Source organism: Acinetobacter sp. AOR12_HL (genome assembly GCF_027855275.1).
GTDB classification, from domain to species: Bacteria; Pseudomonadota; Gammaproteobacteria; order Pseudomonadales; family Moraxellaceae; genus Acinetobacter; species Acinetobacter baumannii.
On the sequence record NZ_JAKTIJ010000035.1, the window covers coordinates 1 to 23,541 of the forward strand.

23 protein-coding genes are annotated in these 23,541 nt (G+C 38.6%); 6 read left to right on the plus strand and 17 right to left on the minus strand.

Features of this window, described 5'->3' with window-relative positions; genetic code table 11:
- The 3 genes from MKL36_RS15990 to MKL36_RS16000 form a co-directional block, all read right to left on the minus strand.
- A partial coding sequence (locus MKL36_RS15990; protein WP_032016289.1) for a thioredoxin family protein occupies positions 1–631 on the minus strand: 631 nt, incomplete at its 3' end.
- A gap of 176 nt (positions 632–807) precedes the next feature.
- Positions 808–1,329 (minus strand): chromate transporter, encoded by a 522-nt coding sequence (locus MKL36_RS15995; RefSeq protein WP_000501457.1) that lies wholly within the window; start codon positions 1,327–1,329, stop codon positions 808–810.
- Positions 1,329–1,889 carry a chromate transporter gene (locus tag MKL36_RS16000; protein WP_021510729.1) on the minus strand — a complete coding sequence of 187 codons (561 nt, stop codon included), beginning with the start codon at positions 1,887–1,889 and terminating at the stop codon, positions 1,329–1,331. Before MKL36_RS16000 ends, MKL36_RS15995 begins: the two co-directional genes overlap by 1 nt.
- Positions 1,890–1,990: 101 nt before the next feature.
- On the opposite strand from MKL36_RS16000, the gene MKL36_RS16005 reads away from it, so the two are divergent.
- Positions 1,991–2,893 (plus strand): LysR family transcriptional regulator, encoded by a 903-nt coding sequence (locus tag MKL36_RS16005; RefSeq protein ID WP_000886385.1) that lies wholly within the window; start codon positions 1,991–1,993, stop codon positions 2,891–2,893.
- A gap of 90 nt (positions 2,894–2,983) precedes the next feature.
- Here the strand turns inward: MKL36_RS16005 and arsB are convergent, their stop codons facing one another.
- Positions 2,984–4,018: an ACR3 family arsenite efflux transporter gene (gene arsB, locus MKL36_RS16010; RefSeq protein WP_021510727.1), complete on the minus strand. Its 1,035-nt coding sequence runs from the start codon at positions 4,016–4,018 to the stop codon at positions 2,984–2,986.
- 104 nt (positions 4,019–4,122) lie between these two features.
- Positions 4,123–4,452, minus strand: coding sequence for an ArsR/SmtB family transcription factor (locus MKL36_RS16015; RefSeq protein ID WP_021510726.1), 330 nt, complete (start codon positions 4,450–4,452; stop codon positions 4,123–4,125).
- An 84-nt stretch (positions 4,453–4,536) separates the two neighbouring features.
- On the opposite strand from MKL36_RS16015, the gene arsC reads away from it, so the two are divergent.
- Entirely contained in the window at positions 4,537–4,965 is a 429-nt protein-coding gene (gene arsC / locus MKL36_RS16020; protein ID WP_021510725.1) for an arsenate reductase (glutaredoxin), read from the plus strand.
- Positions 4,966–5,035: 70 nt separating this feature from the next.
- Here arsC and MKL36_RS16025 read toward each other — a convergent pair whose 3' ends face one another.
- From MKL36_RS16025 to MKL36_RS16035, 3 genes are all read right to left on the minus strand, one after another.
- Positions 5,036–5,197 carry a DUF1427 family protein gene (locus tag MKL36_RS16025; protein ID WP_000784879.1) on the minus strand — a complete coding sequence of 54 codons (162 nt, stop codon included), beginning with the start codon at positions 5,195–5,197 and terminating at the stop codon, positions 5,036–5,038.
- 57 nt (positions 5,198–5,254) lie between these two features.
- Complete coding sequence (locus MKL36_RS16030; RefSeq protein ID WP_021510724.1) at positions 5,255–7,129, minus strand: amidohydrolase; 1,875 nt, start codon at positions 7,127–7,129, stop codon at positions 5,255–5,257.
- Between the two features lie 309 nt (positions 7,130–7,438).
- Positions 7,439–8,125 (minus strand): hydrolase, encoded by a 687-nt coding sequence (locus MKL36_RS16035; protein ID WP_021510723.1) that lies wholly within the window; start codon positions 8,123–8,125, stop codon positions 7,439–7,441.
- Positions 8,126–8,320: 195 nt separating this feature from the next.
- Between MKL36_RS16035 and MKL36_RS16040 the strand changes: the two genes are divergently transcribed.
- Positions 8,321–9,211 (plus strand): LysR family transcriptional regulator, encoded by an 891-nt coding sequence (locus tag MKL36_RS16040; protein WP_000375416.1) that lies wholly within the window; start codon positions 8,321–8,323, stop codon positions 9,209–9,211.
- 38 nt (positions 9,212–9,249) lie between these two features.
- On the opposite strand, the gene MKL36_RS16045 is transcribed toward MKL36_RS16040, so the two are convergent.
- Positions 9,250–9,999 carry a GntR family transcriptional regulator gene (locus tag MKL36_RS16045; protein WP_171251835.1) on the minus strand — a complete coding sequence of 250 codons (750 nt, stop codon included), beginning with the start codon at positions 9,997–9,999 and terminating at the stop codon, positions 9,250–9,252.
- A 399-nt stretch (positions 10,000–10,398) separates the two neighbouring features.
- On the opposite strand from MKL36_RS16045, the gene MKL36_RS16050 reads away from it, so the two are divergent.
- Entirely contained in the window at positions 10,399–11,868 is a 1,470-nt protein-coding gene (locus MKL36_RS16050; RefSeq protein ID WP_021510721.1) for an NCS1 family nucleobase:cation symporter-1, read from the plus strand.
- On the plus strand, positions 11,865–12,599 hold the full coding sequence (locus MKL36_RS16055) for an aspartate/glutamate racemase family protein (RefSeq protein ID WP_021510720.1): 735 nt from the start codon (positions 11,865–11,867) through the stop codon (positions 12,597–12,599). Before MKL36_RS16050 ends, MKL36_RS16055 begins: the two co-directional genes overlap by 4 nt.
- 67 nt (positions 12,600–12,666) lie before the next feature.
- On the opposite strand, the gene tauD is transcribed toward MKL36_RS16055, so the two are convergent.
- From tauD to tauA, 4 genes are read right to left on the minus strand one after another with little or no spacing between them, the layout of a single operon-like run.
- Positions 12,667–13,548, minus strand: a complete 882-nt coding sequence (tauD, locus tag MKL36_RS16060; RefSeq protein ID WP_021510719.1) for a taurine dioxygenase — start codon at positions 13,546–13,548, stop codon at positions 12,667–12,669.
- Between the two features lie 8 nt (positions 13,549–13,556).
- Positions 13,557–14,426: a taurine ABC transporter permease TauC gene (gene tauC / locus MKL36_RS16065; RefSeq protein WP_001092652.1), complete on the minus strand. Its 870-nt coding sequence runs from the start codon at positions 14,424–14,426 to the stop codon at positions 13,557–13,559.
- The gene (locus MKL36_RS16070; RefSeq protein WP_021510718.1) at positions 14,423–15,217 is read right to left on the minus strand and encodes a taurine ABC transporter ATP-binding protein; all 795 of its coding nucleotides are present in this window, start codon (positions 15,215–15,217) and stop codon (positions 14,423–14,425) included. The genes tauC and MKL36_RS16070 overlap by 4 nt, the downstream gene beginning before the upstream one ends.
- 9 nt (positions 15,218–15,226) lie before the next feature.
- Positions 15,227–16,267, minus strand: a complete 1,041-nt coding sequence (gene tauA / locus MKL36_RS16075) for a taurine ABC transporter substrate-binding protein (protein ID WP_086374089.1) — start codon at positions 16,265–16,267, stop codon at positions 15,227–15,229.
- Positions 16,268–16,708: 441 nt separating this feature from the next.
- Between tauA and MKL36_RS16080 the strand changes: the two genes are divergently transcribed.
- Positions 16,709–17,893 (plus strand): hypothetical protein, encoded by a 1,185-nt coding sequence (locus tag MKL36_RS16080; protein WP_021510716.1) that lies wholly within the window; start codon positions 16,709–16,711, stop codon positions 17,891–17,893.
- A 61-nt stretch (positions 17,894–17,954) separates the two neighbouring features.
- Here MKL36_RS16080 and MKL36_RS16085 read toward each other — a convergent pair whose 3' ends face one another.
- The 4 genes from MKL36_RS16085 to MKL36_RS16100 all read right to left on the minus strand — a co-directional run bounded on the left by MKL36_RS16085 (position 17,955) and on the right by MKL36_RS16100 (position 23,416).
- Positions 17,955–19,421: an MFS transporter gene (locus MKL36_RS16085; RefSeq protein WP_021510715.1), complete on the minus strand. Its 1,467-nt coding sequence runs from the start codon at positions 19,419–19,421 to the stop codon at positions 17,955–17,957.
- A gap of 194 nt (positions 19,422–19,615) precedes the next feature.
- Positions 19,616–21,007: an LLM class flavin-dependent oxidoreductase gene (locus MKL36_RS16090; RefSeq protein WP_021510714.1), complete on the minus strand. Its 1,392-nt coding sequence runs from the start codon at positions 21,005–21,007 to the stop codon at positions 19,616–19,618.
- Between the two features lie 176 nt (positions 21,008–21,183).
- Complete coding sequence (locus tag MKL36_RS16095; RefSeq protein ID WP_021510713.1) at positions 21,184–22,479, minus strand: acyl-CoA dehydrogenase family protein; 1,296 nt, start codon at positions 22,477–22,479, stop codon at positions 21,184–21,186.
- Positions 22,480–22,597: 118 nt separating this feature from the next.
- Positions 22,598–23,416 carry a hypothetical protein gene (locus MKL36_RS16100; RefSeq protein ID WP_021510712.1) on the minus strand — a complete coding sequence of 273 codons (819 nt, stop codon included), beginning with the start codon at positions 23,414–23,416 and terminating at the stop codon, positions 22,598–22,600.
- Between the last annotated feature and the right edge of the window lie 125 nt (positions 23,417–23,541).

Below are 23,541 nucleotides of genomic sequence, written 5' to 3' on the forward strand. Positions count from 1 at the left end.
CATCTTTGGCATTGAGTGCTGCTGCGTCTTTTTCAGCCGAGTTGGTATCAAGTTTTGCCACAATCTCTTCAAGGGTCATACGACCTTGACCAATGTGCTCATTGTCCTGGAATACCATCGGTACAGCCATGATTTTGCGTTGTTCCACTTCGTCTTGGAAGAATGCACCATCAATCATGGTTGCCGTGGTGTTCGGGTTATAAATGGCAATCAGGTTAAGCGCCTGTACCACATCCGGACAGTTATGACAGCTTAATGATACGAATACATCAAAGTTGGCTTTGAGGTTTAAGCCTTTAATCTGATTTAAAACTTCATCCGACACTTTAGGTGCATAGCCAGACACTTGTAACAAAGCCAAGATCAAAGAGGTAAACTCATGGCCCATTGGTAAGCCTGCAAAGAATACACGAGGCTGTTCACCTGCTTTAGCCACACCAAAGCTTGGACGACGTGTATTGTTACCATCAAAACGGGCTGTTACCTTGTCAGAAAGCTCAGCGATTTCAGTTACTAATTCTTTAATTTGAGCAGCTTTATCTGATTCATCTAAAGCAGCAACTAATTCGATTGGACTTTCTAAACGTTCTAGGTAAGCTTTTAATTGAGTTTTAATGTTTTGATCTAACATCTGTTTTTACTCCAATGCATCCAAATTCTTTCAATAGATGCATAGTACGTTAAAACAGTGAATAGGTAAAACAGTATGTTTTTATATATTTGATCGGTTTTTTAGATTTTATCATTTCTTCAATCAAAAAAAGCCAACCTGAACTCATCCCAGCGCAGGTCGGCAAACTGGTTAAACTAGAGTAAGACCACACCAAATACAGCCCCAGCAATCAAAACATGCAAAGGATGAACTTTTTTAATTAAAGATAATAAAGTTGCAATGACTACCATAATGATAAGTAAAGTATTTATTGCCGCTGCCTCAGAGATAATCCAAGCACTGGCAAGTACCGTTCCCACAGTGACAGGTTGTAAAGCAAGCTGTAAAACACGGCGCCATTTCTTATCTTTGAATTTTGACCAGCCTCTCATCACAAATACAGTAATAAGAGATGACGGTAAAAATTTAGCAGTAGACGTCACCAATAAACCAGACAACCCTGCTACATGCCACCCTACCAAAGGTACAATCATCATATTTGGACCAGGTGCAGCTTGTGCCATGGCAAACAGAGCACTAAATTCTTGCGCCGTCATCCAGTGATGGATATCGACTACTTGGCGTTGCATTTCGGGCAAAATTGTATTCCCACCACCAAATGCAATAAGAGACAACTGAGTAAAAATGATTGCTAAAGTAAGTAGTACGGCACCCATTACACACGTCTCCAAATGATGGCTGAATAAAACGCAAGTAAAATCAGCATAGTCAAAAGTAAAGGAATTTTTAGAAAAGCAATGCTGACAATTGCCGCTACCACAACACAGATTGCTAATGGATTACGTAATAAGGGCTTAAACATTTTCAAACCTGTTGCAACCAGAAGCCCTGCTGCTGCTGCTCCTAAACCTTCAAAAAGGTGCTTAACCATTAAGTTGTCTTGGAACTGCTCATAGACATAATGTAAAAGTACAACAATTACGGTAGGTGCGAAGATTAAACCAATGAGTGAGCTCACTGCTCCACGGACACCGCGAAACTCCATGCCAATCGCAACCGATAAATTAATAATATTGCCGCCCGGTAAAAATTGACACAGACCAAGTAACTCAGTGAATTTTTCAGGGCTTAACCAATGCCTTTGCTCTACAATAACTTTACGGGCTAAAGGCAGCACACCACCAAATCCAATTAAACCTAATGTTAAAAAACCTAAAAATAACTCTGTGCAAGTAGGAACGGTATCCTTCTGCACGGCAATCTCAACATGGTTCATTTTCGTTACTTTTCACTTTATCCGACCAAGATAGAATGATACTTTTATGATATATCTACAAATGCTTTTATTTTCATTAACCATACCCTAAAGGTATTCCTATGCTCGATTTATATAAGCTTCATGCCTTTGTAGTGGTGGTTGAAGAAAGAAATATTACTCATGCAGCAAACCGTTTGTTTATTCAACAGCCACCTTTAACGCGTTTACTTAAAAAACTTGAACAAGAACTCGGTACACAGTTACTTATTCGTCAACCGCGCGGGATTGAACCGACGGAAGCGGGTTTAGCATTATTTAAAGAAGCACAACTTTTATTAGAACATGCCCGCCATATTCCCCAATTGGTCCAAGATGTTAGCCAAGGTAAAACTGGACAACTCAATATTGGCTTTACAAGTTCCGCAGGTTTGCATCCGCTCATTTCACTCGTATTACGTTCATATCGGGAAATGTACCCTGCTGTGCAAACCAAACTTGAAGAAGCAGGCAGTCAAAAGCAACTGGACTGGTTAATTTCAGAAAAACTTGATATTGCCTTTTTAAGAGCGCCGATTAGCCGAGATATTGGTTTGAAGCATCTTCATATATTAAACGAGCCAATGGTGGTGGCCTTACCTATCGGCCATCCGCTTACACAGAAGAAAAAAATTAGTTTAAGTAACTTGTCAGAGGAAAATTTTGTTTTATACCGTCGCTCTTCAGGGCAAGGCTTATATGACAATATTTTATATAGCTGCTATCAGGCAGGTTTTAGTCCGCGTATTATTCAAGAAGCACCACGCCCTACTGCGACCCTCAATTTAGTGGCTGCCGGTATTGGAATTAGTATTGTGCCCGCTTCAATGCATAACTTTTGGGACCATGAAATCGTCTATCGCGAGTTTGATGATTCAATAAAACTAAATGCGCCTATTTACTTAATTACACGAGAAAATGAAAACTCAGCTAAAGTGTCAAACTTCATTGAACTCATGCAAAAACTATTACCTACAATGACCTAAGTATAAAAGCTACGCAATAAAAAATGCCTATATAAAGGCACTTTTTAAAGTTATTTTTAGCAAAAAATAGTTCAAATAAATTTTACGATTTTAAGAGTAATACTTTTTCTTTAACCAAAGCGAAACCGAAACCAGTGAGATCAACACTGGTACTTCAACCAATGGTCCAATCACTGTGGTAAATGCTACAGGTGATGCTAAACCAAAAGTTGCAATAGCTACAGCTAAAGCCAACTCAAAGTTATTACCTGCCGCGGTAAATGAAATAGCAGTGGTACGTGGGTAGTTATTCCCCATCCGTTTACTCATAAAGAAACTAATAAAGAACATCACTACAAAGTAAATCGTGAGTGGAATCGCAATACGTAATACATCTAAAGGTAAGCTCACCACATCGCCACCTTTTAAACTAAACATCGCCACAATGGTAAAAAGTAAAGCAATTAAACTAATCGGGCTGATCTTTGGTAAAAATTTAGTTTGATACCATTCCAACTCTTTCGACTTGACTAAAATCAAACGCGTCAAGAACCCCATTAAGAATGGAATACCTAAGTACACCAAAACAGCATGTGTGATGGTCCAGAAATTGACATCAATCACTTGTCCTGCCACACCAAAATATGGCGGCAAGAAAGTTAAGAACAACCATGCATAGGTACTAAAAAATAAAATCTGAAAAATACTGTTAAAGGCGACTAAAGCTGCAACATATTGGTTATCACCACAAGCTAAGCCATTCCAGACCAATACCATTGCAATACAACGTGCCAAGCCTATCAAAATAAGGCCCGTCATATACTCCGGATAGTTATGCAAAAAAACAATCGCAAGGATAAACATTAAAACTGGAGCAATAATCCAGTTTTGTATCAAAGATAAAGTTAAGGTTTTCTTATCCTTAAATACTTCTGGTAAAGCCGCATATTCCACTTTTGCCAATGGCGGATACATCATTAAAACCAAACCGATTGCGATTGGAATATTAACGTTATCTACACTTAATTCATTTAAAGACACAGATGCCTGAGGAAAGAAAACTCCAATCGCTAAACCTAAAGCCATTGCTATAAAAATCCATAGCGTCAGGTTTCGATCTAAAAAGGAAAGCCCTTGTTTAGTCATGTTCTACTCGAAGAAAGAATTGATTAATTTTGCTCAATACACACAAATGACTTATGCACTTATGCTAAGAAAATCTAAATTTTAAAGACGGAAATCTAGGAAGATTAATCACAACACGTTGTCGTGATGAAAGACTGATCTTGTTGTTTTACTTTTGTCCCACTCTCGTCATTTTCTATCACCTTTAAAATATCTAAAGCCCAAACAGGTAAATCAGGATTTAAGCTGTAATAAACCCACTGTCCTTTTCTTTCATCCAGTAATACGCCATGAGTTCGTAACAAAGCTAAGTGTCTAGAAATTTTGGGTTGGCTCAACTCAAGCTGTTCGGTTAGCTCACAGACACAAATATTTTGTTTATTTAGAACTAATTTAAGAATATTTAACCGAGTTTGGTCAGATAGACATTTAAAGAAATCGATTTGGTTGATCATATCTTCAACAAAATATATTCGTTATTGCAAATATACGGATATCCATATATAAATGCAATATCTTAATTCATCGATAAATTTGTCATGACTGAGCTAGTGAAGATTTACCATAACCCTGCTTGCGGGACCTCGCGCAATACATTGGCGCTTATTCGTCATGCAGGAATTGAACCTATCGTTATTGAATATTTGCAAACACCGCCAAGTAAAGATGAATTGATTCAACTCATTAAGGATTCAAACCTAACTGTACGTGAAGCAATCCGTAAAAATGTTGATCCCTATAAAGATTTAGAGTTAGAACAAGACCATTGGACCGATGAACAGTTAATTGATTTTATGGTGCAATATCCAATTTTAATTAATCGCCCATTTGTGGTTACACCAAAAGGCATGCGACTTTGCCGCCCTTCTGAGATGGTACTGGACATTTTAGATTCACAAAACTTAGGCTATTTTGCAAAAGAAGATGGTGAAGTGATCATTGATGAACAAGGCCGCCGTTTAAAGTAATTGAAGATACTTATTAATATAAAAAGCTAAATGGCATGACACCATTTAGCTTTTTTTTGAATGAAACAGCTTAAAAATAGGACTTAATAAAAGGAAGAAGTTGCTCTCCTATTACCATCCCTAATAATCCGACTAACGCAACAAGAGGTGGAGCTGGTGACTTAACATTTAAAACATAATATAAGACACCAACAAGCAACCCTACAGCCAAAGATAACAAGTACATTTTCATCGTACATACCTTAGGGAAGCAAGCCATTTAACCAGGCAGGTTCCTAAACTGTTTTATTTAAAATGCAAAACAAGAACACCCGAGTGCACCCCAGAAAGATTTTTTATCCTTATCATTTACAGGAACATCAAGCATCCAAGAGTGACTATGCCCATGCATGCCACAGCTGCTAGCACATTCACACAATGCACTTTGTGACTGTAATGACTGATTCGAGGGTGCATTACGATTTTCGGATAAACGCCACTGACCGCCAAAGCGTTTTACTGGCGACCATGTTGGAGATGCTGGTGGTAGCGGCGGATCATCTTGCTTAAACTCTGCACCTGCATATACCACTTTTCCGCCTAAAACAGTGAGTACAGACTCAATCCACTGGATATCTTCTGCTTCCACTTTGAAGTAGTCATCTGACAATACGACCAGATCAGCAAGCTCACCTGCTGTGAGTGATCCTTTAATATCTTTTTCACCTGAGAACCAAGCCGAACCTTTAGTCCAGAGTTTGAGGGCGGTTTGACGATCTAATAAATTTTTTTCATCATACAGCGGCAAACCGCCGACTGTTTTACCTGTAGTCAGCCAATACAAACACGCCCAAGGGTTATAAGATGCAACACGAGTCGCATCCGTTCCCGCACCCACAGGTACACCGAGTTCTAACATTTTCTTGACTGGTGGCGTTGCTTGGGCAGCTTCGGCACCATAGCGTTTTACGAAAATCTCACCTTGATATGCCATACGGTGTTGAATGGCTATACCGCCACCCAATGCACCAATACGTTCGATATTACGCTCAGATACAGTTTCGGCATGGTCAATAATAAATCGAGTTGCGAATGGCTGTTTTGAATTGACGCGCTCAAATACATTGAGTAACCGACTAATACTTTCATCATAAGTTGCATGAATACGGAATGGCCATTTCTTTTCAGCCAAGTGTTCTACAATGGCTTCGAGTTCGCCTTCCATTTTTTCTGGTAAATCTGGACGTGGCTCATAGAAATCTTCAAAGTCACCCGCTGACCACGTCAGGTTCTCACCTGCTCCATTCATTCTAAATAGCTCATCACCATCGCCCGGAAATGTCATTTCTGTCCAACGGCGATAATCATCAAGCTCTTGACCTGCCTTTTGAGCAAATAAGTTGTAAGCAATTCGCACTGTCATTTGATTTTGATCGTGCAATTGCTTAATCACATCATAATCTTCAGGATAGTTTTGACCGCCACCACCTGCATCAATTGCTGAAGTAATACCTAATCGGTTTAATTCACGCATGAAATGACGAGTTGAATTAACTTGGTCTTCAACTGGCAATTTCGGTGCTTTACCTAAGGTCGAATATAAAATCATAGCGGATGGCGTTGCGAGCAACAGTCCTGTTGGCTCACCTTTTTCATCTCTTACAATCTTGCCACCTGGCGGGTCCGGTGTGTCTTTATTAAAACCTAATACATCAAGGGCAGCTCGGTTGAGCATGGCACTGGCATATAGATGTAAAATGAATACTGGAGTATCTGGCGCAGCTTTATTAATTTCTTCTAAAGTCGGTAAACGCTTTTCAGCAAACTGGAATTCAGTCCAACCGCCTACTACACGAACCCATTGCGGAGCTGGCGTATTATCTGCTTGTTCTTTGAGTAAGCGTAATGCATCTGCAACGGATGGCACACCTTCCCAGCGCAGCTCCATATTATAATTGAGGCCACCACGAATAATATGCAGATGACTGTCATTTAGACCCGGTATAACGCGACGGCCATTTAAGTCTACAACTTTGCTGGTCGCTGTTGCGAGCTTCATGACATCATCATTCGTGCCTGTGCATACGACTTTACCGTCTGCTATGGCAATTGCTTGTACTTCTGGACTTTTTGGATCTAAAGTTGTGATTTTACCGTTTTTGAGTATGAGGTTTATTTCGGTCATTTTGAACTCCATTCTTGTGAATTATCGTTCTAAAAAATAAAGGTATAGCAACATATATATTTCATTATTCTTTTTGATTTTACACGACGGAGTCTGACCGTTTTACATCCAATAAGAGTGGTTAATTCTGTTACTTTTCTTTCGGGAAAAGTAACCAAAACCATTGCCATCTGCAAAACTCGTTCACTTACAATCTTTTCAGATTTTGTCCTGCCTCGAACAGTTGCAGATGGCTTTTCCACTTATCAAATAGAGTCAAAAATCGAATCAATCAACTTAAATACGGAATACCCTTAACTCAACTATTTCTTATTTTGCGGGAACTGGTGCAAGTACTTCATGTTTTGATGTTGTACGCTCAGGTGCTTTATGTACCATTGTATAGGTATAGTCCACACCCATACCGTAAGCACCAGAATGCTCACGTACAATCGCCATAACTGCATCGTATGTATCACGGTGTGCCCAATCACGCTGCCATTCGAGTAATACTTGTTGCCAAGTTACTGGAACCACACCTGCCTGAATCATGCGCTGCATGGCGTAGTCATGTGCTTCTTTCGATGTACCGCCTGAAGCATCTGCGACCATATAAATCTCATAATCGCCTTCAAGCATGGCGCCAAAAGCAAAGGTGTTATTGCACACTTCAGTCCACAAACCTGAAACAATCACTTTTTTACGATTATTTCTTGCAAGCGAATCCCGTACTTTTTGATCATCCCATGAGTTCATTGAAGTACGTTCTAGTAAAGGAGCATCTGGAAATACATTTAAAAGTTCTGGGTAGGTATGACCAGAGAAGCTTTCAGTTTCAACTGTCGTAATCGTGACAGGAATATTGAATGTTTTAGCTGCTTTTGCTAACCCTACAGTATTATTCTTTAATACTTGGCGATCTATTGACTGTACCCCAAAAGCCATTTGCGGCTGATGATCAATAAAAATAACCTGACAATTGGTTGGTGATAGTTGTTCTAAAAGAGATTTATTCACGTCTAAACTCCATTATTCATTATATAAGACTTTTAAAATTGCCTACTGGTTATTATCAAAACAGATAAAAATGTAAAAACATAGACAGCAAAACAGCTCGAATCTGTATCCTGTATGGATACAATCAAATCAATGATTGCTTTTTAATTTTTATAGTTTAATCATGGATATATATTTTTTAATTTTTAGTTATCCATGGATCGATTAGACTGTATTTCCACTTTTGTAAGTGTCGTAGAACATGGGAATTTTAGTAGCGCAGCTAGAGCACTCGATATTTCTCGTGATTTGGTAGCCAAACGTGTTTGCTACCTCGAAAATGATTTAAAAACAACGCTATTAAATCGAACAACCAGACAAATGAATCTGACCAGTTGTGGGGAAAAATTTTACCAACATTGCAAGGTTATATTGAGTGAATTTGAATGGGCAACTTACGAGATTAGCTATAACCAGCAATATCCTGAAGGCGAACTCAAGCTCAATACGCCCATGTCTTTTAGCAACATTTTCCTTCAACATATCATTTCAGACTTTATTGAGAAATATCCCAGTATTAAAATTGATTTGTTTATGACAGATCAGCTATTAGATGTGAATCAACATAAATTTGATCTGACCATACGCTTAGATGGATCTGCGCCAAGTTTGGCAAATAGTAAAATTTTAAATACCTATCAACGTTATTTATATGCAACACCTGAATATTTCAATCAACATGGATTACCTACTTCTTTAGAAGAACTTAAAGAACATAAGTTTCTAATTTACTATCAAGATAGCCGACATAAAAAATTGATTTTTCAAAAAGATCAGAAAGAAGTGTCTTTTAATTGTTTCCCTGTGATGACGTGTAATAATGGTGAACTATTATTGGATATGTGTTTAAAAGATCACGGTATTGTTTTTCTTCCAGAGTTTATTGCAGAGCCTTATTACAAAGAAGGTAAGTTACAGAAATGTTTGGAAGATTATACCAGTCAGCCACTTCACTTATATGTCACATGGCCAAACCGTAAGATTTTATCGAAAAAAGTAAAACTATTTATTGATTTTTTAACACATCAAATCATTCCCATAAAATAACCAATCTGGGCCTTTTCCACAGGAATTGGCCCAGATTTTTAATTCGTTTGAGTTGTTTCAATTTTCTTATTTTTAAATAAATTTAATAAATTTTGCTCGGCAGATACTGTACTGTTTTCTTCAATAAATGTGGTTGCGTAGTGTTCTAAATGATCTTCCATCAATTGAGTTGCTCGTTTTTCATCACCTTGTTCAATGGCATCTAAAATTGCACGGTGTTCATCTGCCGAACAATTATTATGTTTTGGAATTTCATACAATCCAATTAATAACGAAGTCCTCGCAATAAGTGTCTGCAAATAACTGGTCATGATCGAATTTTGATTAGCTTCGACAAGTTTTAGGTGAAATTGACCTGATAGCTTAATCCATTCGGCCCAATTTCCAGCTAAACGCTCATCCGACTCTTGTTCTACTAAAGTCCGAAGCTCACTAAAATCTAGGCGATGAGATTTTTGTGCTAGTTTTTTTACAGTGGCGATTTCCAGCATGCTGCGTGCTTCAAAGACTTCTTTTGTTTCATTTGTGCTATGTTTTGCGATGAGTGCCCCACGATTGGGCTGAATTTCGATGACCTTATCATGTGCAAGTTTGACGAAAACACGTCTTAACACTCCTCGCGTTACACCAAATGCTTCACATAAAGGTGCTTCAACTAAACGTGCGTCCGGAGCGAGTTGTCGATTTAAAATAGCATCTACAATAGCGTTATATATATGGTCATCAATCTCATCATTGCTCATTTCTACGGTTTTTTTTGGTGCATTCGATGACATTGATTTCTCCATTTTTATTAATGTCTCCTCTTTTTAGAACTTCATCTATTTTGAATAGTGTAAGTTTAACTTAAGCGTTTGGAAATATTTCTCTCATTTTTACACTATCTATGCTGAGCTGAATAATTCAATATTAAATCTCTAAATATCCACTTATATACCTAAATTTATTTGCTTTTTATAAAAAATTAAGCACGTCTCCGTTTATAAATATCTCTCTTCATATTCCAAAATTGTATCAAGCGAAATCACTCATCAATACTCCATCTCAATTTTGGCATAACTTTTGCTCAATAAAATTGTGCACAATTTAAATATCACATTGTGCACAATTTTAATTTCATTCTTTTAGTCAGTATTTCAAGCTGCTGAAGAACGTGCCCGCCCAACATAGGGAAGTGAGTGTTCAAGATGAATAATAGTGAAGCAATAATTAAACCTTCTTATGATGCAAAACTAACAAATCAAGACTTAGCTCCTTTAAAAAAGCAAACTTGGGGTGCTTATAATATTTTTGCTTTCTGGATGTCGGATGTTCATAGCGTCGGTGGTTATGTCATGGCTGGAAGCCTTTTTGCACTAGGGCTCAACAGCTGGCAGGTACTTTTATCTTTACTGATCGGCATTGCAATTGTTCAGTTTTTTACAAATCTCATTGCCAAGTCTAGCCAACAAACAGGCACGCCCTATCCTGTGATTTGCCGCGCAACCTTCGGTGTGCTTGGTGCAAATATTCCTGCCGTTATCCGTGGTCTTATTGCTGTCGCATGGTATGGCATTCAAACATATTTGGCCTCAAGTGCATTCTTATTGGTCATTTTAAAGTTCTTTCCAGACTGGTCAGCCTATGCTGATGTTTCAACTTACGGCTTTCTTGGGCTTTCCTATTTAGGATGGGTTGGCTTCATGCTGCTGTGGTTACTACAAGCGATTGTTTTCTGGTCTGGCATGGACAGCATTCGTAAGTTCATTGACTGGGCGGGTCCGGCTGTCTACGTTGTAATGTTTGCCATGGCAGTCTGGCTGATCTGGAAAGCTGGCTGGCAGAATATTGATTTAAATTTAAGTGGGGTTCAATACGACGGTTTTGCAGTTGTACCAGTCATGATTGGTGCTATTGCGCTCGTTGTCTCATATTTCTCAGGGCCGATGCTGAATTTTGGCGACTTCTCTCGTTATGGTAAAAGCTTTAACGCGATTAAAATGGGGAATTTTCTTGGCTTACCAATTAACTTCTTAGGCTTTTCTTTACTTACTGTAGTGTGTATTGCGGCAACGCTTCCAGTATATGGAAAACTTATAACAGACCCTATCGAGATGGTTGGAAAACTGGATAACACATCTGTAGTCATTTTAGGTAGTTTGACCTTAATGATTGCCACTATCGGAATTAATATTGTTGCTAACTTTGTTTCACCTGCATTTGATTTTTCCAACGTTTCACCGAGCAAAATTAGCTGGCGTATGGGTGGAATGATTGCAGCAGTAGGTTCAATTTTCATTACCCCATGGAATTTGTTTAATAACCCTCAAGTGATCCATTACACCATTGATATTTTAGGTGCATTTATCGGTCCACTTTTTGGTGTACTGCTAGCAGATTTTTATCTTGTTAAAAAACAAAAAATTGTGGTAGATGATTTATATATCTTAGATACCAAGGGTTTGTATTGGTACAAAAATGGTTATAACCACTCTGCCTTTTATGCGTTAATTCCAGCTTCATTAATTCCTATTCTCTGCGTACTTTTACCACAACTGTCTGGGCTGGCTAATTTCACATGGTTTATTGGGATGGGATTCGGTTTTGTCATTTACCGATTTCTTAACCAACCACTTGCCCATGCTAAATCGGCAATGACTAAGGTAAAAATACAATGAAAATTAAAATTATTAATCCTAATACTACTCAAAGCATGACTGACAAAATTGCTGCATCAGCAAAGATAGTCGCAAATTCTGATACTCAAATTATTACTGTGAGTCCTCAAATGGGCCCTGCAACAATTGAAAGTTATTATGATGAAGCCCTAAGTGCCGTAGGTGTGCTAGAGGAAATTCGCCAAGGTGAACTTCTAGATGTAGATGCTTATGTTATTGCCTGTTTTGGTGATCCTGCGCTTTATGCCGCCCGTGAAATCAGTTCGGCACCTGTGATTGGGATTGCCGAAGCAGCTATGCGAACTGCAAGTTATGTAAGTACTGGTTTTAGTGTGGTCACGACCTTACAACGCACAGTGAATATGAGTTGGCATCTGGCTCATCGCTATGGGGCTACGCCATTTTGCAAAAATGTTCGAGCTTGTGATATTGCAGTTGAAGATTTGGAGCTTCCTGACTCAGATGCTTATCGAACAATACGAGATGAGTGCAAAAAAGCACTCGCAGAAGATAAAAGCGATGCAATTGTTTTGGGCTGTGCAGGTATGAGTGATTTATGCCTAAAACTACAAAATGAATTGGGAGTGATTGTTATTGACGGCGTTACAGCAGCAGTTAAACAGGCTGAAATGTTAGTTCAGTTAAATTTAAAAACCAGCAAAGTTGGTGATTGGGCTTCACCTCCTCTAAAGAACTACACAGGCATATTGTCAGGTTTTGGAATGCGCTAAAGAGTTACTGTTTCAATTCCAGCTCAAAACTCAGAGTTGGAATTGAAACAAAGAATAATTAAAGGAATTAAGCCTCTGCTAACTCTGGCTGTTGTTCTTCTTTATAAAATGGCACATCACCGTTAATAGTTGCACGGTGCATGATGCGATGAGCATCTCCGTAATCAAATAATGCTTTATGTTGTGTGCAACGGTTATCCCAAATCGCGACATCACCATCTTGCCACTTCCAACGCAAATGAAACTGCTCTTGGGTCGCATGTCCAAATAGGAAATTAAGCAACTGCTCACTTTCTTGTTCGGGTAACTCATTAATGTGTGTGGTAAAGCCTTCACTTACGAACAACAGAGGCTCACCTGTAACCGGATGAGTACGCACCACTGGATGAACCACTGGCGGGTTACGCTTAAAGGTTTGCAAAAGCTTTTCACGCTCTTCTTCGTTATGAGCAAATCGTTCAAGCGGAAAAGACTTACGAATATCGTGCGTTGCAGTTAAGCCACGCAATTTTTGCTGCAACTCAAGCGGAAGCCCTTTAAAAGCTGCTGTATTACTCGACCATAATGTATCGCCGCCTACAGGTGGAATTTTAATGGCTTGCAACACACAACCTAAAGGTGGAGTTTTACTAAAAGTCACATCTGTGTGCCAAAGTTCATTGTCACGTAAGTCTTGTTTCCAGCTATCGAGCACCATCACCTCAGGTACATCTTCAATTGAAGGATAAATCGGGTGCACATGCAACGTGCCAAAACTACGTGCCAAGTCTGCTTGTACTTGTGGTGCTAATTGTTGCTTTCGAAAAAAAATGACCTGATGATCAAGCAAAGCCTGCTGGATTTGTTGCGTTGTCTGTTCATTTAACGCATTCAAATCAATATCGTGAATAATTGCGCCAATGGTAGGCTTGATCACTTCTATATTTAAGTTTGCTACTACTGTATTCATCTTCTTTACTACAACTGCTGACCATACCAAGGAGAAAACTGTTTTTGTAACCAACGTAAAAACAGCTCAAAACTAACTGCGACAATCGCAATCACAATAATGCCCAGAATCACCGTATCGGTAATTAAGAACTGTGCTGCCGATTGCACCATAAAACCAATACCACGGTCCGCTGCAACCAACTCAGCTGCAACTAATGTTGACCAGCCCACCCCAAGACCAATACGAATACCGGTAATAATATGAGGCAAAGCCGTTGGTAAAATGACATGCCAAAAGACTTGTGACTGGCTTGCCCCTAATGACAATGCCGCACGTTCACGATTAAGCTGATGGCTTAACACACCATGCGCACTACTAATAATGACAGGCGCCAAAATCGAGAAGAAAATCAAAAGTACTTTTGTGGTTTCACCAATACCGAACCAAATAACAAGTAACGGCAAATAAGCTAACGGTGGAATTGGACGTAATAATTCAACCAAAGGATCTAGAACAGCACGAACCCATTTGTTCAGCCCCATCCACAAACCCAGCGGAACACCAATCACCACGGCAGCAATCAAAGCCAAAAATACACGTGAGATACTGGCTGCCAAGTGTTGCCATAAAGTAGCCTTCATAAAGCCTTCTTGGCTGACCGATATAAATTTTTGCCAGACGGCCTGTGGACTCGGTAAAAACAGTTCAGGTACAACATGCAAAGCAGTAATGAGGAACCAGAGTGCAACTACACTTCCCACACTGATTATGCTGACCGCCAAAGTACGATGCTTCTCAAAAAATAACGATAGAAATGAAGCATTTTCTGTTTGCACATTTAACTCAGGTTTAAGCTCTGCTTTGTCATATTCATAGACGTTATCTTTAGTGTTCATGTAGGTAACGCCTCCTGACCGCTTTGTTTTTGTGCCCTTAAACTTTCAAATAGCTGTTCTCTGAGCTGAATAAATTGAGAATCCGATTTAATTGAGCGAATAGACTCACCCTGACGGTACCGTTGGGCAAAATCGAGGTGTAGAGTTTCTACAATCTTGCCTGGATGCGCTGTCATTAGTACCAGCTGATTGCTGAGTAATAATGCTTCTTCAATGTCATGAGTAATCAAAAAGAAGCTTTTATTTTGTTGAATCCATAAATCGAGCACTAACTGCTGCATGTTTTCACGCGTAAAAGCATCTAATGCGGCAAAAGGTTCATCTAATAAAATAAACGGCGCGTGACTGATCAAAGCTCTGGCAATACCAACACGTTGTTTCATACCACCGGAAAGTTCCCAGATATTGGCTTTTTCAACGTGACTTAAACCCACAATTTTTAAAATTGCACTCACTTGTTTCTCAATCTCTGCACGCTTTAAACCTTTTAACTGCAAAGCGAAGCCAACATTATCTGCAACATTCAACCAAGGAAGTAAGGCATGATCCTGAAACACCACAGCGCGGGTTACATCTGGACCAGTTACGACCTCATGATTTACAAGCACATCACCAGAACTCGGCTTTTGAAACCCTGCCAAGATATTAAGCAAAGTTGTTTTGCCGCAACCTGACTCGCCTAAAATCACGGTTAAAGAACCTTCTTCAATGGTTAGGTTAATGTCTTGTAAAACTGGCTTTTGCTGTTTAGGAAAAGTCAGATGAATATGTTTGGCTTCAAGTACACTCATGACAACTCCTTAAGGCTGCAAAAATGAAGAATTCACATTGCCTTTATAATCGGCTTTCAGTTGATCGACCTTACCCTGACCTTTTAAGAACTTCGCTGTATCAAAAATATTTTGTGCAAATTCACCATCTAACGTTTGTTTTTGCTGAGCGTGGTCAAGGTAGATGTTTCCACTTAATAAAAGTGGGATATCTTTTGGATTAGAACCTGTAAGCTGCGCAATTTTTTGCACGTTATCGGCATCTTTAACGTAAGCAGCTGGGTCTTGATTATATTTTTCAAGCTGCTCAAGCGTGGTTTGGACAAAAGCTTTTAAGAAATCAGGATTTTTCTCTGCAAAATCTTTACGTACAACCCATAAGTCATAAGTTGGAGCACCCCATTCACCGACTTGTTTCGAGTCAGTTAAAACCGTACCAGATGCTTTAGCTTTACTTAATGCAGGTTCCCAAACATAGGCAGCATCAATATCACCACGTTCCCACGCCGCTGAAATTTCAGGTGGACGCAAGTTAATAATTTTTACTTTGTCTTCTGGAATGTTCCAATGTTTAAGTGCAGACAAAAGGCTGTAATGGGTTGTTGAAACAAAAGGTACAGCAATGGTTTTGCCAATTAAATCTTGAGGGGTTTTAATGCCTGATTTATTACTCACCACTAATGCTTCAGACCCACCAAGTTTTGAAGTAATTAAGAATACTTCAATCGGTAAATCACGGCTTGCCGCAGCAGCAAGTGGGCTTGAACCAATATTGCCAAGTACAACATCACCTGAAGCAAGTGCATTAACTACATCTGAACCCGCATCAAATTTTTTCCATTGAATGGTCCGTTGACTATGTTTTTCATAATCTCCGTTGGCCTGTGCAACTTTGCTTGGGTCAACCCCAGTTTGATAAGCAATCACGACAGGTTTGTTGTCACGAACTGAAGCACCCGTATTATTATCTTTCTTATTTTGCCATACGATAAATGCAACAATTGCTACAACCACAATTGCCGTGATAATCAACGGTTTGGTCTTTGTGCTCATAATTTCATGATCTTTCAATAATATAAGCCCATGGTATGCAGCCGGCTTTATAATGAAAAATAAAAAAATATGAGTTGCTTATCTAATTTTTATAAATAACTTTTCCTTATAAGTTTTTATCTTTTGGTAAAAAGCAAATTCTAATTAAACTTACAGATTAAAATAAAAATTAAAATACTTATATATCAATAACTAAAAACGATATTCACAAATCATATGATTAGGAAAACCTGACAGATGCCCTCTAAGTATTTTATCCTCTCATATTTGATCATTTTTATTTTTGCATATTGCATCCAGAGTTTTGCATCTAATTAATTTTTATTCTTTTATATAAAGTTCAGATTTTATTATCTTTTTATCTTAAATCTTCTGCAAATATTGAGATTTGGGCAAATCTTTTTCTGGTTTATACATGACGCAAATTTAATTTTTATTTTTAAGAGGAGAAAAATTCTTTTGTTTAAACATTCTCAAATTTTGAAAAAAACATTAATTACAACGTCTTTAATTACATTCAGCCTCTCAAGTCATGCAGCGCTTACCTTTGGCAATTCTGAAGAAGGTGAACTTAAAGTAAGTGGTACTGTTCGGGCTAAATATGTTTATGATTTTGACTCTGAACCCTCTACCAGTAAATTTTCTTTTAATGACGCCGTATTATGGCTAGATTACAACTCTTCGAAATGGATTGGCCGCTTAGATTATCGGATTTATGAATATTACGGGCATTTAGGCGATGCCAATTGGCTCACCGATGCATGGATGGGTTATAAAATTAATGACAACAGTAAAATTATTGCTGGCTTAAACCCCGTTCCTTTTGGCTTGGGACGCTTTTGGGGAAATACTTATTATTTAGGCATTGCCAATAGTGCTGGTTGGGAAGATGTACACAACCTTGGGGTGAAATATGATTTCAATGATGGAATCAATGAAGCACAACTCGCCTTTTATCCTACCGATGGTGGCACCTATAGAGGTAAAAGCAAAGACTCGAGTCGATTTAGTATCAACCCTGTCAATGCAGATGACTCAGTACCAGAAGGCACCAATACCAAAGAAAAGAACTCAATTGTTGTTCGCGGTGCTCATACCTTTAAGAATATCTTAGGCCGAGAAAATTTCTCTACCCAACTGGGCGCCTCTGCATGGTATTCCACCATTGAAAATAAACGTTCAGGGCAAGATGGCGATCGCCAAGTCTATTCAGTTTTTAGCAATACCAATTATAACCAATGGAATTTACAGCTTTTGGCTGGTTATCAAGACATTGATAATGCCGACAATGAATTTAAAGATCATCTGACTTTGGGCGGTTTCGATTATTCATTTAATTCGGCAACCAAAGGTCAGATTTATTCAGCCGAACTGAGCTATCTATTTCCTCAGCAGTTTGGACCAATTACTTCTGTTCGCCCGTATTTAAACTATAGTTCTTATCGAAAAGAGCAAGATGGCTTTAAAGATTCAACCCGTTTTATTCCCGGCATTGCCTTTAACTATCAAAAATTGACAGTACAAGCTGAGTTACTAATGGGTAAACATGATCCATATCTAGGAGACAGTGAAGGCCTTGCGGCTGGTGGAACTAATGATAAATGGAATAAAAAAGCATTTGTAATTTTTGCTTATTACTTCTAACTCGAAAAACAAAGGCCAACAGATGTTGGCCTTTGTTTTTATCTAGATATTTATTTTTACTCTAATCGATTACTGGTGAATTATTGAGAGGAAGTTCTGTTTTATCTTCATCGATAACATCGACATCTTGGGCGGTAGGCTCAAACTTAATCAGTAGTCCAATCACAATTAAAGGAATAAACGCAAAAATAGAAATAATCAGGTAAACATCAGTTTTATATCCCGCCATCCAGATCGGTAAAACAAACAAAGCAATTGCTTGAGCAACACCCGTTACCGCACGGTTAAAGCCAACACCAACGCCACGAATCGAAGCTGGATAAGCCATAGTCGGATACACCATCATTTGTGCCCCAGGTCCAAAGCCTTCGGCAAAAAGCCACAAACCTAGCATGCCAATTGCGGTGTAGAGTAAAAAGCTATTACCGGGTTCACCAATGAATGCCAAAGCAATGAGGGCTATAAACTGGAGTAAAAAGCCTGTGAGCAACACATGACGAGATTTAAATCTGCTAGCAACAAATACGCCTAACAGCCCGCCCGTAAATGCAAACAGTAAGTTGAGTCCAAGTGTGGTGGTAATGGTCGTCAAGACATCGGTATGAAAAAAACGCGTTAAAATAGAAGGTAAAAAGAAGGCAATGGTCGTGTACTGAAATGCCACCGAAATGTGAATCACAATTGCCACAATAGTTCTTGGCAAATAGGTTTTATTAAATAAAACCGCAAACCCCTCGCGCTTTTTCTTTTCAGCAGTTCTTTCTACTTTTTCAACTGTAGCGACTGCATTAATTGCATAGGATTCTTGTAGAACTTGAGCCGCCCCTTTTAAATCGCCTTGGTTTGCAAGCCAGATTGGTGATTCAGTTAAATATTTACCACGAATAAAAATAATGAGTAACGCTGGCACTGCTCCAAAAATTAAAGATGCTCGCCATAGCCAGTTGCTATGCTCAGGGGGTAAAAGAAAATAAAGCGCCAGAACTAGACCAAAACAGACCGAAGAAGCGGCATACCACATTGGGCACCATGCAGCTAAACGCGCTGCCTTGTTGCTACTCCCGTTAAATTTGGAAAACTCAGATAAGTATGACATTGCCACCGGCAAATCAATACCAACACTAATTCCCATAATAAATCTGGCTAAAATCAAAACCCAGACATTCGGTGCAAAACCAGCAACAATTGCAGCAATCACAAAGAGCACCATGTCCGCCATAAAGACCCGATAACGGCCGATTTTATCTGTCAGCCAACCACCAATCAGGTTACCCACAATGGTTCCGCAGACAATTGCTGAAGCCACCACACCAGTCATCACAGGGCTTAAAGAAAACTCTGAGATAACTTGCTCAATACCAAAGGACAGCGTTGTTAAATCATAAGCATCAATAAACACCCCAATTAGTGCTAACCAAATAACTTTATTCGATTTACCCTTCCCTGCAAATTTTGAAATTAATTGTGAAACATCATCGGGAGATTTAATTTCATAACGATGGTTATGATCGAGTTCTTGTGTGCTCACTTAATAATTCCTGAATTTTAATCACAGGAACAAAATAATGATTATTCACATCATATAAAAACAAATTAATCTGATGTTTTAATCTTAATTATAGAATTATCTTTTCATTATTTACTCAGCAGTAAAACCGATATAAAAAGACAAAATAAAAGCTGGTATTTAACTAGCTATTTATTTAAAGGTTTTCTAAAATATTAACTCGCCTCAGCAAGTTTTAACTCTTTTAGATTACGATATTTTGCACCGCGGTGATTTTCAGGTAAATATGGCCCAGCACCAAATAATTTTTCTCTTAATGTTCCTTGTGCATATGAGGTTTGATATACCCCTCGTTTTTGCAACTCTGGCACAATAAATTCAACCACATCGGCAAAGGTTTGATGCGCCAAAATATAGGCAAGGTTAAAGCCATCGACATCTGTATCTTCAACCCATTGCTGTAGAGCATCTGAAACTGTTTCTGCCGAACCCACTAACACAGGTCCATTCCCACCTAAGCTGTTCCAGTTTGCAATTTCTTCAATGGTCCAAACACGTTCTGGATCTGCATTTACATAAGAATCTAATAAAGATTGAATGGCATTGGTTTGAATATATTCAACTTTGTCAGTGGGTTGATATTGTGAAAAATCAACACCCGACCAGCCAGATAGCAATGTTAAAGCGCCATCGTAGCTTCCATAGGTTTGATATTCCTTAAACTTAGCCTGTGCTTTTGCATCGGTTTCATCAGTGACAATCGACAAAAGTGCATAAATTTTAACTGAGTACGGGTCGCGGCCTTCTTGAGCCAATTTTTGGCGAATGCCCTGTACCACTTTTTTAGTGGCAATTTTAGACGGCGCCGCTATGAATACGCACTCGGCATTTTGACTGGCAAACTTCTGCCCGCGTGAAGATGCACCTGCTTGGTAAAGTACTGGTGTTCTTTGCGGTGATGGTTCACAAATATGGATGCCCGGTACAGTAAAGTATTTACCTTCGTGCTGAATTGGATGCACTTTTTTATGGTCAGCAAAGATACCGCTTTCACGGTCACGGAGTACCGAACCTTCTTCCCAAGAACCTTCCCAAAGTTTGTAAAGAACTTCTAAGTATTCATCAGCAATATCATAACGATTGTCGTGATTAACCTGAGTTTTTAGGCCCAAGTTTTTCGAACCACTTTCTAAATAAGACGTCACGATATTCCATCCAATTCGCCCTTTGGTTAAATGGTCTAGCGTGCTAATACGTCTAGCAAAAGGATACGGATGTTCAAAGGAAATAGAGGTCGTGACGCCAAAACCCAAGTGCTTGGTGACGGCTGCCATCGCTGGCACAATCTGTAGCGGATCATTGACTGGAACTTGTACTGCACCTGTTAAGGCATGTTCAGCACTTTGATGATAAACATCATAAATACCAAGCACATCCGCAATAAAAATACCATCAAAAAAACCACGCTCAAGAATTTGTGCTAAATCTGTCCAATATTCTAAATCTTTATATTCAACAGATCGGTCTTGAGGATGTCGCCATAATCCAGGAGATTGATGGGCTATACAATTCATTTCAAAAGCGTTAAAACTAATTCTCTTAGTCATAAAATATCAACCAGCATTCTATTTAATTTTATACTAAAGCAATTTTTATATTTTCTTTATAATATATACCCCAAACAAAATATGATTTTATTCTAATAGTTTTTTATAATTTATTTTAAGAAATAAAAATAATGTTAAGCCACTCAAAATAGCAGCTTAATATCTAAAACTATAATTTATTGTTTAGCAACTTCACCAATACGCCATTGATAAGGTGGTAATGTGCCGTTTACACTAAAATCACCGACAATTCGATTTTTAAATACTCTCGGATTATGTGAAGATAAAGTTCTTACATTACGCCAGTATCGATCTAGGCTTAAATCTTTGTCTGTTGCAGAAGCACCTAAAGCATCAAATAAAATCGTGGAAGCATTTAAAATTAGATCGGTAATGACCGTTTGAGACTGCGCACTTTCAAGTTCGGCAAGCGCATTTTGCTCTTCTTCAAGCTGCTCATTATTTTGAAATGCAGCCAAGTAAGCACGCTGTAAGCTTTGTGCCACTTTTTCAACAATCGCTCCTGCACTATAAGCCGCGCCACGAATTTGTCCTACTACTTGTAAAATTTGCGGATCCTGTTTTACAAACTGGGAATTCGCATGCGTGTAGTTTCGGGTACGTTTAGCAACAGCTTGAGAAACATCATAGGTTGCAGCACGCCCTAGACCTGTAATGATTGCCAGTTGGACCAGTTGATAGTAAGCAGCCGAATATTTAAAACGGTCATCGTCAGGTAAAATTTCAGCTTCATCGACCAATACATCGTGGAAATATGCCGTACCACTTGCAGTAAGCTGCTGTCCAAAACCATTCCAGTCATCAACAATTTCTACACCTTCATCTTCACGGCGAACAACAACTGAGCCAGACTCTCCTTTTAAATCTGTTACCCCAACATCCACCCAGTCTGCATATAGGCTCCCTGTGGTGTAGTATTTTTTGCCTTTAACGCGAATTTTTCCATCACTATCTCGATATAAGTGAGTTTCAAACTGATCGATTGACTCTTTCCCGCCTTCAGACCATGCACTACCCACTGTTTCGCCATTGGCAATTCGGTTAAGCCAACGCTGTTGAAACGCCTTATCTTTACTTACCAAGACATCTTCTGTAAAACCAAAATGCACACGCAAAGCTTGCGGTAAGTTTGAGTCGGCCTCTGCAAGTTCAATGAGCAATGCAAATAGTTCAGGAATGGTTGCATCAAAGCCCCCATGAGTTTTTGGAAGTCTTAACCGTGTAAAACCAATATCCTTAAGCCATTGAAGTTGTTCATAGGGCAAAATATGCTGCTGCTCACGGATTAAAGCCCCTTCTTTAATACGGGCAAAAGTCGGTCTGAAGTTACTTGCCAATTCATCATACCGTTCAGAAGGTCCTTCACCCCATACCCGCGAAATGATTGAAGCCTGACTTAGTGCAGCGTGAGTTAATGAACCGAGATGATGCTCAAAATTTAAATTTGTCATGTAAGTAAAACCAATATTGCTTTGCTTTTACCATAAAATATTTATTTCACATGAAAACGATTATTTTTTTATAACAGTATTCAATCTTGATATAACACCAATCAAAAGCATGGCATTGCTAAGCAATTTGTTTTTTGTGAAGACTATGCTGACTTTGCAATAAGGTTTGCATATATTCTGAATAGACAGAAAGTTTTTCGAAAATATGCTCTGAGTAAAACATGTCATCAATTAAGTGTGTCATTTGATTGACAGTAAAGGTATCGCATAGGCCGACCAGTGCTGCATTCATTTGAGCAAACAGAGCGCATAATTGAACATACACTTCATCTTTATTTTTAAATAATAATTTACGCATATCCAACTGATCTAAGTCTTTTAGACCCTCATCTTTTACGACTTTTACCCAATGAATTTTTATTTTTAAGAACTGTTCAAGTTGCTTTAACGCTTCTAAATCAAGCTCTAAATGGGTAATTAAAAAAACTGTAGAGATATCACTTCGACATAATGCTTTAATTAAATTTAAATAAATAAATTCAGCTTCTCCCATCTCTATTAATTCTAAATCTAGATATATTTTTAGGCTTTCTAAAACTTCGTCTACCTTAAATACGACCTTCTTGTCAGCTTGATAGTATTTATTAAGGATAGTTAGCACAGGTGGAGTCGCCGGTGTTGTATAAATGGCTGCTTTGTTTAAGTTCGCAAAAATAAATGGCGAGAATAGATAAGCCAAACTGCTTTGCTGTGGCTCAATGTGAGACTGAATTAAATACACGGTTTGAGTTTTAGAAAAATCCCTGAGTACTTTCGCTCTAAGTAAGGTTGCTTCAAGGTTCACATAAGTCTGTTCCAACTGATCTATTACCAAGGTGGAAATAGTCTGATTTTTAATAATTTTATGAATAATGTTCAGTTGAGAAGTGATAAACATTTTTTAACATCCAAGCTATTTTAGAAGCGTTACACTTACACTTAGGTCTTTAAGAAACACGCAACAACCAGACCCTACACAAAACAACAATGGAATAGAAAAGAAGAACACTATCATGTACTTAT